At 44.0% G+C, this 21,714-nt stretch carries 19 protein-coding genes and 1 pseudogene; 5 read left to right on the top strand and 15 right to left on the bottom strand.

Annotated elements, in window-relative coordinates:
• Positions 1 to 257: 257 nt before the first annotated feature.
• The 5 genes from gpmI to B5G00_RS14290 form a co-directional block, all read right to left on the bottom strand.
• Positions 258 to 1,799 (bottom strand): 2,3-bisphosphoglycerate-independent phosphoglycerate mutase, encoded by a 1,542-nt coding sequence (gpmI, locus tag B5G00_RS14310; RefSeq protein ID WP_087273924.1) that lies wholly within the window; start codon positions 1,797 to 1,799, stop codon positions 258 to 260.
• Between the two features lie 84 nt (positions 1,800 to 1,883).
• The gene (locus tag B5G00_RS14305) at positions 1,884 to 2,627 is read right to left on the bottom strand and encodes an amino acid ABC transporter ATP-binding protein (RefSeq protein ID WP_087273922.1); all 744 of its coding nucleotides are present in this window, start codon (positions 2,625 to 2,627) and stop codon (positions 1,884 to 1,886) included.
• Entirely contained in the window at positions 2,617 to 3,309 is a 693-nt protein-coding gene (locus tag B5G00_RS14300; protein WP_087273919.1) for an amino acid ABC transporter permease, read from the bottom strand. Before B5G00_RS14300 ends, B5G00_RS14305 begins: the two co-directional genes overlap by 11 nt.
• Positions 3,310 to 3,343: 34 nt before the next feature.
• Positions 3,344 to 4,144, bottom strand: coding sequence for a transporter substrate-binding domain-containing protein (locus B5G00_RS14295; protein ID WP_087274025.1), 801 nt, complete (start codon positions 4,142 to 4,144; stop codon positions 3,344 to 3,346).
• A gap of 124 nt (positions 4,145 to 4,268) precedes the next feature.
• On the bottom strand, positions 4,269 to 5,744 hold the full coding sequence (locus tag B5G00_RS14290; protein ID WP_242971372.1) for a L,D-transpeptidase family protein: 1,476 nt from the start codon (positions 5,742 to 5,744) through the stop codon (positions 4,269 to 4,271).
• A 318-nt stretch (positions 5,745 to 6,062) separates the two neighbouring features.
• Here B5G00_RS14290 and B5G00_RS14285 point away from each other — a divergent pair, with 318 nt between their 5' ends.
• Positions 6,063 to 6,977, top strand: a complete 915-nt coding sequence (locus B5G00_RS14285) for a radical SAM protein (RefSeq protein WP_087273914.1) — start codon at positions 6,063 to 6,065, stop codon at positions 6,975 to 6,977.
• Between the two features lie 253 nt (positions 6,978 to 7,230).
• Here the strand turns inward: B5G00_RS14285 and tpiA are convergent, their stop codons facing one another.
• From tpiA to gap, 3 genes are all read right to left on the bottom strand, one after another.
• Positions 7,231 to 7,983: a triose-phosphate isomerase gene (gene tpiA, locus B5G00_RS14280; RefSeq protein WP_087273911.1), complete on the bottom strand. Its 753-nt coding sequence runs from the start codon at positions 7,981 to 7,983 to the stop codon at positions 7,231 to 7,233.
• Positions 7,984 to 8,149: 166 nt separating this feature from the next.
• Complete coding sequence (locus tag B5G00_RS14275) at positions 8,150 to 9,343, bottom strand: phosphoglycerate kinase (RefSeq protein WP_087273909.1); 1,194 nt, start codon at positions 9,341 to 9,343, stop codon at positions 8,150 to 8,152.
• A gap of 103 nt (positions 9,344 to 9,446) precedes the next feature.
• On the bottom strand, positions 9,447 to 10,466 hold the full coding sequence (gap, locus tag B5G00_RS14270) for a type I glyceraldehyde-3-phosphate dehydrogenase (protein WP_087273907.1): 1,020 nt from the start codon (positions 10,464 to 10,466) through the stop codon (positions 9,447 to 9,449).
• Positions 10,467 to 10,710: 244 nt separating this feature from the next.
• Between gap and B5G00_RS14265 the strand changes: the two genes are divergently transcribed.
• Positions 10,711 to 11,511 (top strand): histidinol-phosphatase HisJ family protein, encoded by an 801-nt coding sequence (locus B5G00_RS14265; protein ID WP_087273905.1) that lies wholly within the window; start codon positions 10,711 to 10,713, stop codon positions 11,509 to 11,511.
• Here the strand turns inward: B5G00_RS14265 and mnmA are convergent.
• From mnmA to B5G00_RS14245, 4 genes are read right to left on the bottom strand one after another with little or no spacing between them, the layout of a single operon-like run.
• Complete coding sequence (gene mnmA / locus B5G00_RS14260) at positions 11,500 to 12,594, bottom strand: tRNA 2-thiouridine(34) synthase MnmA (protein ID WP_087273902.1); 1,095 nt, start codon at positions 12,592 to 12,594, stop codon at positions 11,500 to 11,502. The genes B5G00_RS14265 and mnmA overlap by 12 nt on opposite strands.
• Complete coding sequence (nifU, locus tag B5G00_RS14255) at positions 12,594 to 13,037, bottom strand: Fe-S cluster assembly scaffold protein NifU (RefSeq protein WP_087273899.1); 444 nt, start codon at positions 13,035 to 13,037, stop codon at positions 12,594 to 12,596. Before nifU ends, mnmA begins: the two co-directional genes overlap by 1 nt.
• A gap of 34 nt (positions 13,038 to 13,071) precedes the next feature.
• Positions 13,072 to 14,268, bottom strand: a complete 1,197-nt coding sequence (gene nifS / locus B5G00_RS14250; protein ID WP_087273897.1) for a cysteine desulfurase NifS — start codon at positions 14,266 to 14,268, stop codon at positions 13,072 to 13,074.
• A gap of 56 nt (positions 14,269 to 14,324) precedes the next feature.
• Positions 14,325 to 14,765 (bottom strand): RrF2 family transcriptional regulator, encoded by a 441-nt coding sequence (locus B5G00_RS14245; RefSeq protein WP_087273895.1) that lies wholly within the window; start codon positions 14,763 to 14,765, stop codon positions 14,325 to 14,327.
• 128 nt (positions 14,766 to 14,893) lie between these two features.
• On the opposite strand from B5G00_RS14245, the gene B5G00_RS14240 reads away from it, so the two are divergent.
• Positions 14,894 to 16,210, top strand: a complete 1,317-nt coding sequence (locus B5G00_RS14240) for a polysaccharide biosynthesis protein (RefSeq protein WP_087274024.1) — start codon at positions 14,894 to 14,896, stop codon at positions 16,208 to 16,210.
• A gap of 72 nt (positions 16,211 to 16,282) precedes the next feature.
• A complete protein-coding gene (locus B5G00_RS14235; protein ID WP_275532377.1) occupies positions 16,283 to 17,341 on the top strand; it encodes a 3-deoxy-7-phosphoheptulonate synthase in 1,059 nt (352 codons plus the stop codon).
• A gap of 49 nt (positions 17,342 to 17,390) precedes the next feature.
• Here B5G00_RS14235 and xerD read toward each other — a convergent pair whose 3' ends face one another.
• The 3 genes from xerD to rny form a co-directional block, all read right to left on the bottom strand.
• On the bottom strand, positions 17,391 to 18,275 hold the full coding sequence (xerD, locus tag B5G00_RS14230; RefSeq protein WP_087273890.1) for a site-specific tyrosine recombinase XerD: 885 nt from the start codon (positions 18,273 to 18,275) through the stop codon (positions 17,391 to 17,393).
• Positions 18,276 to 18,460: 185 nt separating this feature from the next.
• Positions 18,461 to 19,024 (bottom strand): stage II sporulation protein M, encoded by a 564-nt coding sequence (locus B5G00_RS14225; RefSeq protein ID WP_087273888.1) that lies wholly within the window; start codon positions 19,022 to 19,024, stop codon positions 18,461 to 18,463.
• Between the two features lie 108 nt (positions 19,025 to 19,132).
• Positions 19,133 to 20,647, bottom strand: coding sequence for a ribonuclease Y (rny, locus tag B5G00_RS14220; protein WP_242971376.1), 1,515 nt, complete (start codon positions 20,645 to 20,647; stop codon positions 19,133 to 19,135).
• A gap of 429 nt (positions 20,648 to 21,076) precedes the next feature.
• Here rny and B5G00_RS14215 point away from each other — a divergent pair.
• Positions 21,077 to 21,714 (top strand): annotated as a pseudogene (locus B5G00_RS14215) (IS1634 family transposase); the annotation flags it as partial.

Genomic DNA, 21,714 nt, shown 5'->3' with positions numbered 1-21,714 from the left:
AACCGGCTGTTCTCTTTTCCCTGTTCATATTCAGTTTCTCTGTCTGCATTGATTTGGAATTTTGGCCGAATGGCCGGATTTAGAAATTATGATATCTGAAGTGTGATTTTATCTTAGCACTGCCTTCCGCAGAAAACAATACCGGAATACTTTACAAAATCCATTGAATTTTTCTCCTGGAAATTTAGTAAGTATTTTAGATGGAAAAAGGAGCCTTCACACCAAGCAAAAGTGTGAAGGCTCCAGTCCTAAACATCTTATTTTTTGATCAGTAAAGATTTTCCTGTCATTTCAGCAGGCTGCTCCATTCCCATCATCTCGATAAGAGTAGGCGCGATATCTGCCAGGCAGCCTCCTTCTCTTAATGTATAAGAAGGATCTGCATTCACCAGGATAAATGGTACAGGATTTGTTGTATGTGCAGTGAAAGGAGCTCCTGTTTCATAGTCAACAAGCTGCTCTGCGTTTCCGTGGTCTGCACAGATAAACATCTGTCCACCTACTTCTTTCACAGCTTCTACAGCTCTTCCCACACACTCGTCTACAGTCTCAATAGCTTTGATAGCTGCTGCTTCCACTCCAGTATGACCTACCATATCAGGATTTGCAAAGTTGATGATGATCACATCATATTTTTCGGACTTGATCGCTTCTACCAGTTTGTCGCATACTTCATAAGCGCTCATTTCCGGTTTCAGGTCATAGGTAGCAACTTTCGGGGATTTTACCAGGATCCTGTCTTCTCCTTCATTTGGCTCCTCAACACCGCCGTTAAAGAAGAAAGTTACATGCGCATATTTCTCTGTCTCTGCAATACGGGCCTGTTTCAGTCCGTTGGCAGCAAGAAATTCTCCAAAAGTATTCTTAATGGATACCTTGTGGAAAGCTACCTCTGTATTAGGAATTGTAGGATCATACTCTGTAAAGCATACATAGGTAAGGTCCAGTCTCTTCTCTCTCTCAAATCCTGTAAAATCATCTGCGCAGAAAGCTCTGGTGATCTCTCTTGCTCTGTCAGGACGGAAGTTAAAGAAGATAACGGAATCTTTATCCTGGATCCTTCCCACTGGCTGTCCGTCTTTTACGATCACGGTAGGAACAACAAATTCATCTGTCTTTCCTTCTTCATATGAAGCTTTTACAGCGCATACCGGGCACTCAGCCTGAATGCCTTCCCCTTTTGTAAGAGCTTTGTAAGCCAGTTCCACACGGTCCCAGCGGTTATCTCTGTCCATGGCATAGTAGCGTCCCATTACAGATGCAACCTGTCCTACGCCGATTTCTTTCATCTTATCATTTAATTCCTGGATGTAGCCTTTTCCCCCTGTAGTAGGTGTATCTCTTCCGTCCAGGAAACAGTGCACGAATACTTTCTCCAGTCCCTCTCTCTTAGCCAGTTCAAGAAGTCCGTACACATGAGTATTATGGCTGTGAACGCCGCCGTCAGAAAGGAGTCCGAAAAGGTGAAGAGACGCATTATTTTCTTTTGCGTTGCGAACTGCTTTTAACAGCGCTTCATTCTTAAAGAAATCCCCGTCCTGAATCTCTTTTGTGATCCTGGTAAGCTCCTGATATACAATACGGCCTGCGCCCATGTTCAGATGTCCTACTTCAGAATTTCCCATCTGACCTTCAGGAAGTCCTACGGCCATGCCGCTGGCATTTCCTTTTACAAATGGGCACTGAGACATCAGCTGGTCCATAACAGGTGTCTTGCCTTCGCATACAGCATTGGCCTCACAGTTATTGTTCAGACCATATCCATCCAGAATCATTAATACGGTTGGTTTTTTACTCATGACGATTTCTCCTTTATCTCAAATTTCTCTTGTTCCTTATGTCCGTTTATTATTTTAACAGAATTGCAGGATTTTTCAATAAATTTATAAGACCTTAGACAGAAATTCCCGCAGTCTTGGATTTTTCGGACAGGCAAAAAATTCCTGAGGCGGAGCGTCCTCCTGTATATTGCCTTCGTTGATAAAAAGCACCCGGCTGGCTACTTCTCTTGCAAATCCCATTTCATGAGTCACCACGACCATGGTCATGCCTGACTGGGCCAGTTCTCTCATAATTTCCAGAACCTCTCCCACCATCTCCGGGTCAAGAGCCGACGTAGGCTCGTCAAAAAGCATTACGTCTGGATTCATAGCCAGAGCCCGTGCAATGGCTATCCTTTGTTTCTGTCCCCCTGAAAGACTGCCGGGATAAGCGTCTGCTTTATCTGGAAGCCCTACTCTCTTTAAAAGCTCTTCCGCTCTCTGAGAAGCTTCTTCAGGAGTCATAAGCTTCAGAGTCACAGGAGCCAGCATGATATTTTCTTTTACTGTCTTATGGGGGAACAGATTAAACTGCTGAAATACCATTCCAATCTTCTGGCGGTGGCGGTCAATATCCACCTTCGGATCTGTAATATCTACATTCTCAAACAGTATTTTTCCCCCGGTAGGTACCTCCAGAAGATTCAGGGAACGAAGAAAGGTAGATTTTCCTGAGCCTGAGGGGCCGATAATGGCAACTACCTCTCCTTTATGTATCTCTGTACTAATACCGTCCAGAACTTTATTTTCTCCAAAATGCTTCTGAAGATTTTCTACCTTTATCAATACTTCACCTTTAGTGGTCACTTCTGCGCAGCCTCCTTTCCACCTTGCCCATGAAATAGGTCAGCAGCATTACCAGCACCAGATAGAAAATCGCTGCTGAGATCAGCGGTACAAAGGCGCTGTAAGTACGGCTCTGCACTAAAGTAGCTGCTTTTGTAATATCTATTGTGCCGATATAACCAATGATAGCCGTTTCTTTTAAAAGCACGATCATTTCATTGATCAGTGCCGGTAGGACATTTTTAAAAGCCTGGGGCATAATGACCAGTTTCATGGTCTGACCTGAACTCAGACCCAGGCTTCTGCCTGCTTCCATCTGCCCCTTGTCAATAGACATAATACCGGAGCGGACAATTTCTGCCACATAAGCCCCTGAATTGATTCCAAAGGCAATACCGCCGATAATAATATTATTCAGGGGTATACTGGCAAAAACTACAGAATAAAAAATCAGTATCTGAATCATAGACGGGGTTCCTCTGATGACTGTCAGATAAACCACACATATGGCATTCAGCAGCTTCAGTTTTCCGGTCTGCTCATGGGCAGAACGGATAAGGGCCACCAGAAATCCCAGGACCACACCGATGCACAGGGCCAGAAGGGTTACTAATATTGTGGTCTTTAATCCGTTGATCCACCACTCAGAGGCGCCGTTGTCTACAAAATACCGCTGAAACCCATGCTGGAGATTTTCCCACATAATTTCATATCCTCCTTAGTCAGATATTCTGTCATTATTTTCTTACGATAACAACCTGGGTAGCTTCTGCATAGGTATCTGTAAACTCTACGCTCTCTTCTCTCTCCGGTGTAACTGTCATACCCGCTGCGCCAAAATCTGCTTTTCCTGTATCTACAGAAGTAAGGATAGCTTCAAAAGCCATATCTTCGATTTTCAGCTCATATCCCAGTTTATCACAGATTGCCTGGGCAATATCAGCGTCGATTCCTACAATTTCATCTCCCTCTTTATACTCCCAGGGTTCAAATTCCGCATTGGTAGCCATGGTCAGAGTTCCATTGGAACGGTCCACATCTGCCGGAGACTCATAGGGATGTTCTCCAATCTCATCACCAATATAATTGCTCTGGATTTCATCCAGGGTTCCCTCTTCTTTTAACTCTGCCAGGGCCTCATTAAAGGAATCTCTCAGTTCTGTATTGCCTTTTTTCATACAGATAGCATATTCTTCTGTTTCAAAAATCCCGTCTACGATCTTAAGATCATCATTTGCCTCTACAAACTTCTGGGCAGGAAGGGAGTCGATAACCACACAGTCTACCTTTCCGTTTTTCAGAGCCTGGATAGCGTCTGCTCCCTTATTGAAACGGTTCACCTGGGAATCCTCATTTACAGCTTCTGTAGCTGCTGAGTCTCCTGTGGTCCCGATCTGGACACCAATATTAAGCTCTGCCAGATCTTCTACAGAAGCTACCTCTACAGGTTCTGAAGATGCCTGGTTTCCTCCGGAACAGCCTGCTGCAGTGAGAACCATAGCAGCGGCACAAAATGCTGCGAATACTTTTTTCTTCATCTTTTTCCTCTCCTTTTTATAATTATTCATTTCATCTTCCGGTTTTTCGGAAAACACTGAAATAATCACATGGCAATGCATATTTATTCAGTTTCATGAATTATATCAGCTTTTATAAGAAATATCAATATACCACTACCGGAGTATTTACCTCTATATTTTCATAAATGGTTCTGGCGTTCTCCAAAGGTGTATTAATGCACCCATGAGAGCCATTATAGAGATAAATGTCTCCCCCGAAGCTGCTCCTGGTTGTCAGGTCATGAATACCTACTCCACCGTTAAAGGGCATCCAGTAGTTTACAGGAGTTTCATATTCAATGGAACCGTCAGGGTTTCTGCCTACAAGAGTGGAGGGACTTGCCTTATCTTTCAGTCTCCATACTCCTCCTGAAGGAGTTCCATTTCCTGCATTGGGATTTCCCGTTACCACAGGGGTATCTACAAGAAGCGTTCCGTTTTTATAAAACCACATTCTCTGCTCACTGATGGAAATTTCCACGTAGGTTCCGTCTATATCATTGCCCCCATGCTTTTGTCCAGAATAAAGCCAGGTAGGTTCCACGGCTCCGCTCTGTCCGGCATTCAGCATATTTACCAGGGACTCTGTAGTCTTATCCTGCCACAATCTCCATCCATAATCTCCCTGAGTCAGATGCACTGTGTTTCCATTGGAAGTAACAAAATCCCTGGGCTGTCCAATGGTATTATATTTTTCAGACCAGGCAATGACTGTCTGCTTTACTGTCTCTGTGTCGAAATAATAATTTCCGTCCCCGCCCTTTTTCAGCCAGGATTTCAACTGGTCTCTTGTCACCGTCTCTGTTCCCGTTCCAAAATTCAGGCTGGCCTGGAGGCTTGTAAATTTATTCAGCTGCTCTGCCTCTTTTTTCAGATTTTCATCATCCTGGTATACTGCCGGCTTCACATAACAGTCTGTTTCTTCCAGAGAAACCTCTGTCTGTCGCTGGTCTACTGCAGATTTAATGGCTGCAAGTGTCTTTTCTTTATCCAGAGTCGTTCCCTCTACTTCCGGAATAATTTCATAGGAAGTTCCATTATCCTCCACTCTGGCGTCCTGTACAGGCGTCATGTTGGCATCCTGCATACAGGACAAGGCAGCTACTGCCTGGTTCAGACTTTCTTCATTATAAGAACTGTCTGCATTTACTGTATAATTTTTATCCCCAAAAATCTGTACAGGCCAAAGCCAGGAGTTTTGTTCTGCCTTTACCTGCTGGGCTCCGTTATCATCCTGGTAGGACAGCTGGATCGTAGTTCCATCGATAGTCTCTGTCTGCTCTCCTCTTTCTTTAATTGTCAGAGAATAGGTCTCAGCACTGTTTTTCAGAAGTTCTCTGACATATTCCGTATCCTTTCCTCCACAGTCAATACCGTTGATCATGGTCCCGGGGTAAAACTTATCCTGATAATAAACTCCTACCCCTGCATATCCTGCAAGAACCACTGCAGCTGTCAGTCCCAGACCAATTCCCAGAGCTTTTTTAGATTTCTTTTTACTCTTCTTACCGTTTCCCTTCTTCAGCTTTTTGTCAGCCTTTTTTAAAGCTTTCAGTTTCTCTTTTTTATTGTCTTTCATTTCTATTTAAACATCCTTGCCTATTTACTTTGGTATATGGAGCTGTGGCGTTAAGCCAAATCAAGAATATTTATACATTTTATTGCTCAGTCTCCGTCGCTTTGAGCCTAAGGTCTCAAAGCTATACTCGACAAATTCGCATAAAATATATAAATATTCCTGGCATATCCTTAATGCCGCAGCTCTACTTTTTTTCACAGGCCCATTCTACTCCAAAAGTCCAAAAAATAAAAGGCTTTTCTTCCTTTCTGTTGAATTTCACCAATTTTTTTACTATCATAAGAAAAGATATGAACATTTTTAAGGGAGAACTTTTTCATGAAATGGGATAATTCTTTGCTGGACATGACCAGCTGCCGGCTCTGCCCCAGGAACTGCGGTGCAGACCGTACCAAAAGAAGGGGATACTGTGGAGAAAAAGCAGTTCTAAGATGTGCCAGAGCCGCTCTCCATCACTGGGAGGAGCCCTGTATCAGCGGTACCCGTGGAAGCGGCACAGTATTCTTTTCTGGCTGTAATCTAAGATGCTGTTTCTGCCAGAACTACAAAATCAGTCAGGAAGGTACGGGAAAGGAGCTTTCGCCGGAAAATCTGGCTGACATTTTTCTCCGCCTTCAGGAACAGGGGGCTCATAACATTAATCTGGTAACTGCCGGACATTTTCTTCCGGCAGTGCTGAAAGCTCTGGAGCTTGCAAAGCCCCGTCTCCATATTCCCGTGGTTTATAACTGCGGAGGCTATGAAAAACCAGAAGTCATTGAAATTTTAAAGGATTATGTGGATATTTACCTGCCAGACCTGAAATATTTTTCCCCGGTCCTTTCCTCCAGATATTCAGGGGCCGGAGATTATTTCTCCGTAGCTTCCCAGTCAATCGCTACCATGATATCTCAGACAGGAAATCCTGTTTTCGATGAAGAGGGACTTCTGAAAAAAGGTGTGATCATCCGCCACATGGTACTGCCTGGCTCCAGGAAGGACTCTTCTGCTGTCCTTCACTGGATTAAAGACAATCTTCCGGAAGGCAGTTTCCTTCTCAGCTTATTAAGTCAGTACACGCCTTTTTACAAAAGCAGCCAATATCCGGAAATCAACCGGCGGCTCACCACCTATGAATATAACAAGGTGTTGGAAGAAGCAATTTCTCTGGGACTTACCCAGGGATTTATGCAGGAAAAAAGCAGCGCCAAAGAAGAATACACCCCTCCATTTAATCTTGAAGGGCTAGAATAAAGTGGGCAAGCCCACTTCAGCTCCCCCTTTCCTCAATCTTGAGGGGCTTGAACACTTTGTGCGCCCCCGCAATACCGCAAGGCGGTAACATACCTTATTGCGGCGTGTGCATCCCGCCCAGCGGGCTTTATATTCTATAGGGCAGTCCGGAGGACTTTCCTATAGAATATAAAGGACTGCCTCCGGAGCAGTGGGGAAATTCCTGCAGGATTTTCCCTTAACTGTCCCGGAGGCAGTTCTTTTTCAATCACTTTTATTTATTGTAGTTTACAATGGCGCCAAAGTCTGGTTTCAGAGCGGCTCCGCCTACCAGTCCGCCGTCGATATCCGGCTGAACAAATAAGTCTGGAGCTGTTTTAGCATTTACAGAACCGCCGTACTGAATACGGATAGCATCTGCAGTTGCCTGATCATATACCTCTGCGATACACTCACGGATAGCCTTGCATACTTCCTGAGCCTGTTCTGTTGTAGCAGTCTTTCCTGTACCGATAGCCCAGATAGGCTCGTAAGCGATAACTGCTTCTTTAGCCTGATCTGCTGTGATTCCCTGGAATCCAACTTTTACCTGCTGACGGATAAAGTCCATGGTCACGCCCTGCTCTCTCTGCTCCAGTGTCTCGCCGCAGCACATGATAGGTGTTAAACCATGCTCAAAAGCTTTCAGCATTTTTTTGTTAATATCTTCGTTTGTCTCACCGAAGTATTCTCTTCTTTCAGAGTGGCCCAGGATCACATATTTTACTCCTGCATCTACTAACATGTTTGGAGAAATCTCACCTGTATAAGCGCCTTTTTCTTCAAAGTACATATTTTCAGCGCCAACCTGGATATTAGTTCCCTTTACAGCTTCCACTACAGGAACAATGTCAATAGCTGGTACGCAGAAAACTACGTCTACTTCTTCGTTTGCAACTAATGGTTTTAAAGTGTTTACTAATTCCACTGCCTCGCTGGGAGTCATGTTCATCTTCCAGTTTCCGGCAATAATTTTTTTCCTTGCCATGGGAATTACCTTCTTTCTTATTCTTTATAACTTGCAGGTGCAGACGGAGGGGTATGTTCACCTTACTAAGTTCGGACTGCGTCCTATGGACTTGCCTCACTAAGTGCGGTGAACTAAGTGCGCACTAAGCTCTGTCTGCGCCTGCGGCTTGCCAATCGCTAAGTGCTTACTTATCATTTGCAGCTGCTACGCCGGGGAGTTCTTTGCCTTCCAGGAATTCCAGGGAAGCGCCGCCGCCGGTGGAGATGTGGGTCATCTTGTCGCCATATCCTAAGATGTTTACTGCTGCTGCAGAATCACCGCCGCCGATAATGGTGGTAGCATCTGTTTCAGCCAAAGCTTTTGCAACGGCTTCTGTACCATGAGCAAAGTTTGGCATTTCAAAGCATCCCATTGGTCCGTTCCATACAACAGTCTTGGCATCTTTTACAGCTTCGCAGAACAGCTTCTCTGTTTCTGGTCCGATATCCATGCCTTCCCATCCGTCAGGGATCTGACCGGTAGGCACTACCTGGATATTGCAGTCATTAGAGAAAGCATCACCGATTCTGTTATCTACAGGAAGAAGCAGTTTCACACCTTTCTCTGCTGCTTTTTTCTTCATATCCAACGCATACTGTAAGTAATCATCTTCACAAAGAGATACACCGATCTTACCGCCTTCTGCTTTAGAGAAAGTATAGGCCATACCGCCTCCGATGATCAGAGTATCTACCTTATCCAGCAGGTTATTGATAACAGAAATCTTACTGGAAACTTTCGCACCGCCCAGGATTGCAACAAATGGTCTCTCAGGATTGTTTACAGCATTTCCCAGGAAGTCGATTTCTTTCTGCATCAGATATCCAACTACTGCGGTATCTACATATTTTGTAACACCTACATTTGAGCAGTGTGCTCTGTGGGCTGTACCAAAAGCATCATTTACAAATACATCGCAAAGGGAAGCCAGTTCTTTAGAGAATTCATCTCCGTTCTTTGTCTCCTCTGCACGATAACGGGTGTTCTCCAAAAGGATTACATCTCCGTCTTTCATGGCCTCTACAGCAGCTTTTGCATTAGGACCTACAACTTCCGGATCAGCAGCAAACTTTACTTCCTGTCCCAGCAGTTCAGTCAGACGTTTTGCAACAGGAGCCAGGGATAATTCCGGTTTCGGTTCTCCCTTTGGCTTTCCTAAATGAGAGCAGAGAATAATCTTCCCGCCGTCAGCGATCAATTTTTTAATAGTAGGAAGTGCAGCTACCAGACGGTTCTCATCTGTGATCTTTCCATCCTGAAGAGGTACGTTAAAGTCACAGCGCACCAGCACTCTTTTTCCTTTTACGTTGATATCATCTACTGATTTTTTATTAAGCATTGGAAATGCCTCCTTTTCTTTATATAGCCGAAAAGGGCCCGGTCCATACCGTAGTAGACCGGACCCTTAAATGAGCCTTTATAATACTTTCAGCAGCAAATTATTATTTGTTTAATAATTTACCGAAGTATTTGATTGTTCTAACCATCTGGCTTGTGTAGGAGTTCTCGTTGTCATACCATGATACAACCTGAACTTCTGTTGTTCCGTTGTCCAGAGGCAGAACCATTGTCTGTGTAGCATCGAACAGAGAACCATATCTCATACCAACGATATCGCTGGATACGATTTCATCTTCGTTGTATCCGAAGGACTCTGTAGCTGCTGCTTTCATAGCGTCATTGATCTGCTCTTTTGTAACGTTTCCTTTAACAACTGCTGTTAAGATTGTTGTGGAACCTGTAGGAGTAGGAACACGCTGTGCAGCACCGATCAGTTTTCCGTTTAATTCAGGAATAACTAAGCCGATAGCTTTTGCAGCACCTGTGCTGTTTGGAACGATATTAACTGCTGCAGCACGGGATCTTCTCAGATCGCCTTTTCTCTGTGGTCCATCCAGAGTCATCTGGTCGCCTGTGTAAGCGTGGATTGTACACATAATACCGGACTGGATCTCAGCTAAGTCATTTAATGCTTTAGCCATAGGTGCCAGGCAGTTTGTTGTACAGGAAGCTGCTGAAATGATGTTATCATTTTCTGTTAATGTTTCATGGTTTACATTGTAAACGATAGTTGGCAGGTCATTTCCAGCTGGTGCAGAAATAACAACTTTCTTAGCGCCGGCATCGATATGAGCCTGTGCTTTTGCCTTAGATGTATAGAAGCCTGTACACTCCAGAACAACGTCTACACCGATTTCTCCCCAAGGAAGTTCAGCGGCATTAGCCATTGCATAAATTTTGATTTCTTTTCCGTCTACAGTGATAGAATCTTCGCCAGCTGTAACTTTATCAGCTAACTCATATCTTCCCTGTGTAGAGTCATATTTCAGTAAGTGAGCTAACATTTTGGGAGATGTTAAATCGTTGATTGCTACGATTTCAAATCCTTCTGCTCCAAACATCTGTCTGAATGCAAGACGTCCGATACGTCCAAAACCATTGATTGCTACTTTTACTGCCATGATTTTCATTCCTCCTAAAAGTGATTGATTTTCTGTGAGTTCTTTAACTGTTGTAAGCTACATTGTTAAAGAAACATCAACCTTGTCCATATTGTACTCGTTTTTGTCCAAAAATTCAAGCCTAATTTCATATTTCCTAAGCGTTTTAACTCTAATTTAACCTCTTTCCTCTTGCTAGAGCCCTAAAATTTCCCTTATAATGCTTATATTAAGTAAAAAACATCTACAAAAAGGAGTTGCTTTTATGTATTGTGATTATCATCTTCATTCTTCTTTCTCCGGGGACAGTGAAGTTCCTATGGAAGAAATGATACAAAAAGGAATCCAGCTGGGCCTTCCCGCCATGTGCTTTACAGAGCATCTGGACCCTGATTTCCCCGAAGGGGATTATTCCTTTGACCTGGATCTTCCTGCCTATGAAAAAAAGCTGAGAGAGCTGAAAGAAAAATACCGGGACCGTATCCAAATTTATTTTGGCATGGAAATGGGGCTGCAGCCCCATCTGACAAAGGTAATCCCAGAGATTGCATCCTCTGCTTCCTTTGACTTTCTGATCGGTTCCACCCATGTAGCAGATCACATGGATCCTTATGACCGGACATTTTTTGAAGAAAGGAGCGAATATCAGGCTTATCACCGCTATTTTGAAGTGCTCCTGGAAAATCTGAAGACTTTTTCCTGCTTTGACACCTGCGGCCATATCGATTATGTTGTACGCTACGGTCCAAATCAGAACCAGGATTATACCTACGAAAAATATCAGGATATCCTGGACGCCATTCTGAAAACGCTCATAGAAAAACAGATAGGGCTGGAATGCAACACCGCAGGCTTCAAATATGGCCTGGGACATCCCAACCCTACAGAAAAGGTACTGGCACGCTACCGGGAGCTGGGAGGAGAAATCCTGACACTTGGCTCTGACGCCCATGCTCCAGAACATATTGCCTATAATTTCAAGGAAACCGGCGAGCTCTTAAAAGCCTGTGGTTTCCGATACTATACTATCTTTAAAGAAAGAAAGCCAGAGTTCTTAAAGCTCTAGTGCAGGCCCTAATATAATGCCGCCGCCAGCTACATACTCTCCCCGGTACAGGACTACAGCCTGTCCCGGGGTTACAGCTCTCTGGGGCTCCAGAAAGTCTACCTGCACTCTGCCATTTTCCAGTTTTTTTAGGGTACAGGGGGCCCCTGGATGATTATATCGGATCTTACCAGAAAGGATTTCCCCTTCTTTAATCTCTTCCATTGCCATGTAATTCATCCGGTCACAGACCAGGCTTTTCACAAAGAGCTCTTCATTTTCCCCTATGACCACCTCATTTGTTTCTGGCCGAATTTCTGTAACAAACACCGGATGCCCCATAGAAAGATTCAGTCCCTTTCTCTGACCAATCGTATAATGGATAATTCCTTTATGTTCCCCGATAACAGTCCCGTCTTTTTTCACATAATTTCCCCGAAGGATTTTTTGTCCTGTACTTTTTTCGATAAAACCCGCATAGTCATTATCCGGCACAAAACAGATTTCCTGACTATCTTTTTTATGTGCTACAGGAATTCCCGCTTCTGCGGCAATCTGACGTATTTTCTCTTTTGTATACGCCCCAACAGGCATCAGAGTATGAGCAAGCTGTTCCTGAGTAAGATTATATAAAGCGTAGGTCTGGTCTTTTCTGGCAGTCACCGAATTACGAATGGCATAACGTCCGTTTTCCAGCTGTTCTACTCTTGCATAATGTCCTGTAGCAATATAATCTGCTCCTATATCCAGACTCCGCTTCAGAAGGGCCTCCCATTTCACATAACGGTTACAGGCAATACAGGGATTTGGCGTTCTTCCCTCCTGGTATTCCTTTATAAAATAGTCGATGACATTTTCCTTAAACTCTTTCCTGAAATTCATCACATAATAAGGGATTTCCAGCTTCGCCGCCACTCTTCTGGCATCGTCCACAGCGCTGAGGCCGCAGCAGCCCCCGTTTTCTTCCTGAAATTCAGGCTCTTCTTCCTGCCAGATCTGCATGGTGACTCCAATGACCTCATATCCCTGCTTCTTCAGCAGATAGGCTGCCACTGAAGAATCTACTCCTCCTGACAGACCTACTACCACTTTCTTCTTTTCCATCAGTACTCTTCCTCTTCTTCCTCTTCGCCTTCATGGATATCAGACTTTGGTTTAGAAAGTCCTTCGATTTTAATCCCATTCTTTTCTGCATAGTCCCACAGAGCTGCATGAATGGCTTCTTCTGCCAGCAGAGAACAGTGGACTTTTACTGGAGGCAGGCCGTCTAAAGCTTCCATTACTGCTTTATTAGTAACCTGAAGGGCCTCCTGTATGGTTTTTCCTTTTACCAGTTCTGTAGCCATGCTGCTGGTGGCTACGGCTGCGCCGCAGCCGAAAGTCTTAAATTTACAGTCACGGATAATCTGATTTTCATCAATATCCAGGTAAATTCTCATAATATCTCCACATTTTGCATTTCCTACTGTTCCTACTCCGCTGGGATTTTCAATCTCTCCTACATTTCTGGGATTCTGAAAATGATCCATAACTTTTTCACTGTACATTATTCCTTCCTCCATTTTTCTTTTATGAACTTTTTTATTTATTTTCCGCTTTTTCCTGTTTTCTTATAAAGTCTTCATATAAGGGAGACAGATTTCTCAGTTTCGCCACAATCTCTTTAATCTGCTCCAAGGTATAATCTAAGTCCTCTTTAGTGGTGTCTGCTCCCAGAGTCAGTCTCAGGGAACCATGGGCAATCTCATGAGGCAGTCCAATAGCCAGAAGTACATGGGAAGGATCTAATGACCCTGAGGTACAGGCAGAACCGCTGGAACCTGCAATTCCCTTCATGTCCAGCATGATCAGGAGTGATTCACCTTCAATAAACCGGAAGCTGAAATTGGCATTATTGGGAAGACGTTTTACCGGGTCTCCGTTCAGGCGTACATAAGGCACTTCCTCTAAAACCCGGCGGATAAAGTAGTCTCTCAGCTCCTTCTCCTTCTTTGTCCTCTCTTCCATGGTCTCAGCTGCCATCCGTGCCGCTACCCCATATCCTACGATTCCCGGAACATTCTCTGTGCCGGCTCTTCTCTTTCTCTCCTGAGCTCCGCCGTGTACGAAAGAACGTATCTTTACCCCCTTCCGGATGTAGAGACAGCCAATCCCTTTGGGGCCGTTGATCTTATGAGCGCTGGAGCTTAACATATCAATATTCATTTCATCTACATCTATAGGCACCTGGCCAAAGGCCTGGACAGCGTCTGTGTGAAAAAGAATCCCATGCTCTCTGGCAATCATTCCGATTTCCTTTACTGGCTCAATGGTACCGATCTCATTATTTGCAAACATAATGGTAATCAGTATGGTCTCCGGGCTAATGGCTTTCTGAAGCTGCTCCAGATCTACCAGTCCATTCTCATCTACATCCAGATAAGTGACCCGGGCGCCCTGTTTTTCCAGATATTGACAGGTGTGAAGGACTGCATGATGCTCGATCTTGGTAGTGATAATATGATTTCCTTTATTCTTATAAGCTTCATAAGCTGCCTTTATGGCCCAGTTATCCGCTTCAGAACCCCCTCCGGTAAAATAGATTTCTTCTGTCTTTGCCCCGATAACCCGGGCAATTTCTTCCCTGGCATTAGTGATAGCTTCTTTGCTTCTCTGTCCCAGCTCATAAATACTGGAAGGGTTTCCATAACTCTCTGTAAAATAAGGGAGCATGGCGTCCACTACTTCCTGAGCGGTTCTTGTAGTTGCTGCGTTATCTAAATAAATCCTTGTCTTCATAGCTTTCCTCTCCTATTTTCACATTTTTCAAAGAGTTCAGATATATGACTGAACTGCTACATATCAGATCCGGTTTTTTCCTGGATGCGGCGGCTTTCTTCCACCAACTGGCTGATCATAATAGAATCTACGGTCTCCTGAATGCTTTTATTCACTTTCTCCCAGACATATCTGGCTACACAAAGGTCCTGCCCCAGGCAGTTGGCGTTATTCTCGTCTCCGCAGGAAACCGCCTCAATACTGCCTTCTAAAGCCCTGAGAACATCCCCCACGGAAATCTCCTGGGCAGGTTTTGCCAGCCTGTAGCCTCCCTGGGCTCCCCGGACGCTGGTCACAAGACCTGCTTTTTTCAGTTTCCTTACCAGCTGTTCCAGGTAACTGTCTGAAATCATCTGTCTGGCAGAAATACTCTGGATGGAAACGGCTTCTTTCTCACCATACAGTGCCAGGTCAATAAGGGCCCGCAGTCCATATCTGCCTTTTGTAGATAGCTTCACTGTTATCGCCCCTTCTTAATTCCGACTATTTTACTCGGATTTCTATTCTGGATGTAGAATATCACCTTTAGCATGTTCTGTCAAGGAGAATTTTGGAATATATTATGGAAAAAGCAAAAGGAAATCTTATGGAAAATAAACACGTGCTTCTGAAAGGAACTCTCCTTCTCACAGGAGCAGGATTTATCACCAAAATCATCGGCTTTATCTATAGAATATTCCTCTCTCAGACAATTGGTGCAGAGGGCATGGGAATCTACCAGCTTATCTTCCCTATCCACACCCTCTGCTTCGCCCTGTCTGTAGGCGGGATACAGACGGCCATCTCCCGCTTTACCGCTGCCAGGGCAGCCTTAAAAGACGAACAGGGCGCCAGGGACATTTTTGTTCTCTCAGGAGCCCTTTCCACAGCCATTGCCCTGGTAGTTTCTGCGGTTCTTTATCAGAATGCTTCCTGGTTTGCCCTTCATATTCTTCTGGAAGAAAGATGCGCTCCTCTGCTCCGGCTCATGGCTTTTTCTATTCCCATGGGCACTCTTCATTCCTGTGTAAACGGTTACTACTTTGCCCGAAAAAAACTGGTCATTCCTGCTGCTGCCCAGCTTCTGGAACAGAGTGCCAGAGTCGGTGTTTCCTATGGCATCTTTCTCATTCTGACGGAACAGAATGTGCCGGTAACTCCTATGCTGGCTGTGGCAGGCTTACTGGGAGGCGAGCTGGTTTCCATGATCTTTTCTCTCCTGGTAATCCTCTGGGATTATCAAAAGCATGGCTACCGTCTGAGGAGTCTCCGCTCTCCTGTAAAAGACCTAAAAGAAATACTGGCCCTGGCCTTTCCTCTGACCTGCAGCCGGCTTCTTGTAAATGTCCTTCACAGCATAGAGTCTGTACTGATTCCTGGTCATCTGCGGCTTTTCGGTATGGACAGCGGCTCTGCTCTGTCTGTTTATGGCGTCCTCACTGGTATGGCCCTTCCTCTTATTCTTTTTCCTTCCGCCATAACCAATGCCGTATCTACAGTCCTTCTTCCCTCTGTGGCAGAGAATCAGGCCGTAGGCAATCGAAAGGCCATACGCAGAGCTATCCTTCTCTCCGTAAAATATTGCCTTATTTTAGGATTCTTATCCACAGCTTTTTTCTTTTTTGCAGGAGATTTCCTGGGACTGATTCTTTTTAAAAATGAATTTGCAGCCACATTTATCAAAACCCTGTCCTTTATCTGTCCCTGCCTCTACCTTTCCGGTACTTTAAGCGGGATTCTAAACGGCCTGGGAGCTGCTAACCAGTCCTTTATCCTGAACACTCTGGGACTGGGTGTCCGGATCGCCTTTGTCTTTTTTGTCATTCCCGAATATGGCATCCTGGGATATCTATGGGGACTTATTGTCAGCGAAATCCTCGTCACAGGGCTTTCTCTCTGCTTTTTAAGGGAATACTTTTCCTGACTGCTGAGAAAAAGTATCGACAACCGGGATTTCTTGTATTATAATTTTTCTGTTAGAGAGACTAAGTAAAATATTTATAAAAATACAAAGGAGAATACTATGAGTTTTAAATTTGTCAGACAGCTGCCTTCTCCGGACCAGGTCAAGGAACAGACCCCTATGTCCGAAGAAATGAAAAAAATAAAGGAGCAGAGAGACCGTCTGATCCAGGATGTGATCACCGGCGATTCTGATAAGTTTCTGGTAATCGTAGGACCCTGTTCAGCGGATAATGAAGATTCTGTATGTGAATATACAAACCGCCTGGCAAAAGTCCAGGAAAAAGTAGCGGACCGTCTGGTCCTGGTTCCCCGGATCTATACCAACAAGCCCCGGACAACAGGAGAAGGATATAAAGGCATGCTCCATCAGCCGGACCCTGAGGCCCAGCCAGATGTTATGGCAGGAATTTTAGCCATCCGTCACATGCATATGCGTTCCATGGAAGAAACCGGCCTGACCTCTGCTGATGAAATGCTTTATCCCGACAACTGGCATTATCTTTCCGACTTGCTCTCCTATGTGGCCATTGGCGCCCGTTCTGTGGAGAATCAGGAGCATCGCCTTATGGTCAGCGGCCTGGATATTCCTGCTGGAATGAAGAATCCCACCAGCGGTGACTTTTCTGTTATGCTGAACTCCGTCGTAGCAGCCCAGGGAGGCCATGACTTTATTTCCAGAGGCTGGGAAGTAAAGACAGAGGGAAATCCCCTTACTCACACCATTTTAAGAGGCGCTGTAAACAAACATGGAAATACCATTCCCAATTATCACTATGAGGATCTCCAGCTTCTTCTGGAAATGTATGAAAAAAGAGATCTGAAAAATCCGGCAGTCATCATTGATGCCAATCATTCCAATTCCGGTAAAAAGTATGAACAGCAGATCCGTATTGTCAAAGAAGTCCTCCACAGCCGTCTGGTGTCCCCGGACATCCAGAAACTGGTCAAAGGCGTCATGATTGAAAGCTATCTGGTAGAGGGCAGTCAAAAAATCGGCCCCGACCATGTATATGGAAAATCCATTACCGATCCCTGCCTTGGCTGGGAAGATACAGAAAAGCTTCTTTACACCATTGCGGAGCTGTGTTAAATTTCCTCAGAGCAAAAAGACTTTCCCTGAACTTTGTGGGAAAGTCTTTCTATTTTCTGGGATGCGCTTTCATGTAAACATCCCGGATTTTATGGATATTCATATTCATATAAATCTGTGTAGTGGAAATATCAGAATGGCCCATCATTTCCTGTACGCTCTTCAGGTCTGCTCCGTTCTGTACAAGATGTGCCGCAAAAGAATGCCGAAGGGTATGAGGTGTGATATCTTGCTGGATTCCTGCCGAAGCAGCGTATCCTTTCAAAACCTTCCAGAATCCCTGCCGGCTCATAGATTTTCCTGAACAGTTTAAAAAGAGATAGTCACTTTCCTGTTCTCCCAGAAGTATTTTCCGAGCACCCTCCATGTAATGCTCCACTGCCTGTTTTGCCGTAGTTCCAAAAGGAATCACCCGTTCTCTTTCTCCGCTGCTGCAAGTCAGATAGCCTAATTTTAAATTTATATCTTTTACCTTCAGGCTGATCAGCTCACTCACCCTGATACCAGTGGCATACAGCAGTTCCAGCATTGCCCGGTCTCTGATCCCCTTAGCCGTATTTTCTTTGGGCTGTTTAAGGAGCAGTTCCACTTCCTCCACCGAAAGAATGTCCGGCAGTTTCTTTTCAATCTTCGGCGCTTTCAGCTTCTCTGCAGGATTTTCCTTCCACCTGTATTTCTGCGTCAAAAACTGAAAAAATGCACGGATAGACGCGATGCTTCTGGATATTGAAGAAGCCGCAAAATTTTTCCGCTCCATATAAAGGACATAAGAATTCAAAACCGTGGAAGTTATCTGTTCCGCGGTTTCGAATCCCCCTTCTGTTAAATACTTTTCTAACTTTTTCAAATCACGCTCGTATGAAACTTCTGTATTTTTTGAAGTGCCCCTGGTTTTATGTAAATAATCAATAAATTCTTGTATCTCGCACTTCATTCTTTCTTTTCCCTTCTGTAAACATAGTTCGATTATATATCAAGACTTGGTAAAAAATCAAACCCTAAATTTAACAAAAACCTTTATGTTAACAGATATTTTGACATTTTCCACAAGATATCGAAACCCCTCTTTTCATTTCCCACTACATGTGGTAAAGAACCATTTGTAAATTTTTTGTGAACTCAAAGAATTTTTTCTAAAATCCAGGCAAGAATTTTTTGATTGACATAACTTTCTGTCCAGATTCCCAGCAAAAGGAGAACCCCTGCCATGGACATAAAGAAAAAATAGGACTTATAGTCCTCCCGATAGCGCTTTTGTCCTGAAAGAGATTTCCTGCTCATCTGCATGATAGAAAAGAAATAGAGGAGCCATCCTGGAATATAGAAAAGGATCTGAGGAACCATACAGAGGATTCCTGCCCCCATCCCTTTAAGTCCCCATTCCGTCAAAAAAAGAGCGGCAAGATTTCCTCCCAAAAATCCTGCCCACAACAGACCTCCTGCTGCAAAAAATGTTCCCAGAACAGTAACTCCGCACACAGCTCCTACAAAGAAAAAACTTCCCCTTTGAAAAAGGAGCTCTTGAAACAGCATGCTTTCTTCCCAGTCAGGATGCTTATTTAGATATATGGGAAGCAGTCCCGTCTGATACCCCGTCTTTCCCAGAAAAAGAGCCGCTGTCAGAACTCCTGCCCCAAATCCTGCCAAATACAGCAAAAGAAACAGCCGCAGATTTTTTTTCATTCATTTCACCCTATACAGTTTATGTCTTTGGACCTGAAAATAGTCTCTGAATTAGAAAAAGACCCTTACTTTCGTAAGAGTCTCTCTCTATTAGATTCAAAGTCGACTTTATTTTGCGTAATCCACTACTCGTGACTCGCGAATTACATTTACCTTTATCTGGCCCGGATATTCCAGCTCAGCTTCAATCTGCTTGGAAATATCTCTTGCCAGGAGTACCATATCGCTGTCGCTGACATGCTCAGGTACAACCATAACACGAATTTCTCTTCCTGCCTGAATAGCAAAAGATTTGTCCACTCCTTTGAAAGAGTTTGTAATATCTTCTAACTGTTTTAATCTGTTGGTATAAGTTTCTAAAGTTTCTCTTCTTGCTCCGGGCCTTGCCGCTGAAATTGCATCGGCAGCCTGGACCAGACATGCGATCAGGGATGCAGGCTCTACGTCTCCGTGGTGAGCCTCTACCGCATTGATGACTGTCTGGGATTCTTTATATTTTCTACATAAGTCAGCACCAATCTGAATGTGGGATCCTTCCACTTCATGGTCGATGGATTTTCCGATGTCATGGAGCAGTCCTGCTCGTTTTGCCATACGTATATCCGTTCCGACTTCTCCTGCCAAAAGGCCGGCAAGCTGGGCCACTTCAATAGAATGTTTCAAAGCATTTTGACCGTAGCTTGAACGGAACTTCATACGTCCAAGAAGTCTGATCAGTTCGGGATGGATTCCGTGTACCCCAACTTCCAATGCTGCGGCTTCTCCTTCTTCCCGCATCATGGTCTCGACTTCTTTCTGTGCTTTTTCAACCATTTCCTCAATTCTGGCCGGATGGATACGGCCATCTACAATCAATTTTTCCAAAGCGATTCTGGCTACTTCTCTGCGGATTGGATCAAATCCGGAAAGCACCACTGCCTCCGGCGTATCATCAATGATCAGATCCACTCCCGTCAGAGTTTCCAGGGTTCTGATATTACGGCCTTCACGACCAATGATCCTTCCCTTCATCTCATCGCTTGGAAGCTGTACAACAGAAATTGTAGCTTCTGCCACATGGTCTGCTGCACATTTCTGTATAGCAGTTACTACATATTCTTTTGCCTTTTTGTCTGCGTCTTCTCTTGCCCTGCTCTCCAATTCCTTGTAAAGCTTGGCGGTGTCAATTTTCACTTCATCTTCAACAGTTTTCAACAAATAATCTTTTGCTTGTTCGGAGGTAAGACCTGAAATTCTTTCCAGTTCCTGTATTCTCTGTCCCTGCAGTTCGTCGACTTTTTTCTCTTTTTTCCTTAAATCTGCTTCCTTTGCTGCATATTCGGCTTCTCTTTTTTCCAGGGCATCTGCCTTTTTATCGAGAGCCTCTTCCTTTGACAAAACACGCTTTTCATACTTCTGAAGCTCGTTTCTTCTCTCCTTTGTCTCCTTCTCCAGTTCATTCTTGGTACGAAGGTTTTCTTCTTTTGCTTCCAGGAGAGCTTCGCGCTTCTTTGTTTCAGCAGTCTTCAATGCTTCATCTATAATGTTTCTTGCTTTCACTTCTGCGGTTCCGATAGTCTCTGCGTCTTTCTCTGTCTTTTTCTTAACAGAAATATTGGCAGTAACAGGAACTGCGATCAGCAATGTAACAGCTACAGCAACGATTGCAATGATTACATTGATTGCCACAGGAGCACCTCCTTATTAAGTTTTCATTGTACGAATACAACAGTATAATTTTATACTGATTTCACAAAAAAGTCAACATAAAACCAAGAAATAGAATGGAGGTCTATGTATATTTTATACAAGGGAACCCTATGTCAGGTTCCCTTCATCATCTTCCGAAAATTCTCTCAATACAGAGAGGATATCTGAAGTAGAAAATCCCCGGCGAAGGAGAAATCCCGTCTTTCAGTTTTAACACCATAATACTTTAAGAGTGATCCTTTTCCTGAATTCTTACAGTCAGCATATTTGCTGGCTTTTTTTATTTTTTTAAAACTTGACAAAATATTTTTTTACCTCTTTACTAAATGGTGTTATGGTGTTATAATGAGGAGAGGTGATTTTATGGCTTACTTTTTAAAAAAATCCAATCTGAATAAAGGCACTTATCTTCAAATTTATGAAAGCTTTTATGACCCACGCAAGAAAAATACCGCGCACCGTTCTTATAAAGCCCTTGGTTACGTCCACGAACTTCAGGAGAAAGGAATCGAGGACCCGGTTGCTTTCTTCAAAGATGAGGTTGCCCGATTAAATCAACAGCTGGCAGCGCAACGGCAAAACGAGAAAGATTTGCAGATCTCCGAGGAAACTCCTGAAAAACTCCTGGGCTACTTTCCTCTCAAAAATCTCAATGAATCTCTGGACGTAAAGAAATATATTGATCTTATGCAGACTGCTACGGATTTCAAGTTTAATGTGTTTTCCCTCCTGTCTTCCCTGATCTATTCCAGAGCGGTCTGCCCCTGTTCAAAAGCGAAAACTTTTGACGAAGTACTTCCGAAGTTGTATGAACCTGTCAGATTTTCCCTGAACCAGCTGTATGCAGGATTAGAGTATCTCGGCTCCGAATATGAAAAGATTATCGAGATCTATAACCATCAGATCAACAGGAAATATCCTTTCGATACTTCTCATACGTATTTCGACTGTACAAACTTTTACTTTGAGATCGACAGAGAGGATGATTTCCGCCGGAAGGG

The organism is Blautia sp. An46, from assembly GCF_002161645.1.
Classification (GTDB): domain Bacteria; phylum Bacillota; class Clostridia; order Lachnospirales; family Lachnospiraceae; genus Blautia; species Blautia ornithocaccae.
Note: the sequence above shows the minus strand (reverse complement) of the source record. Positions and strands in the feature narration are given on the sequence as shown.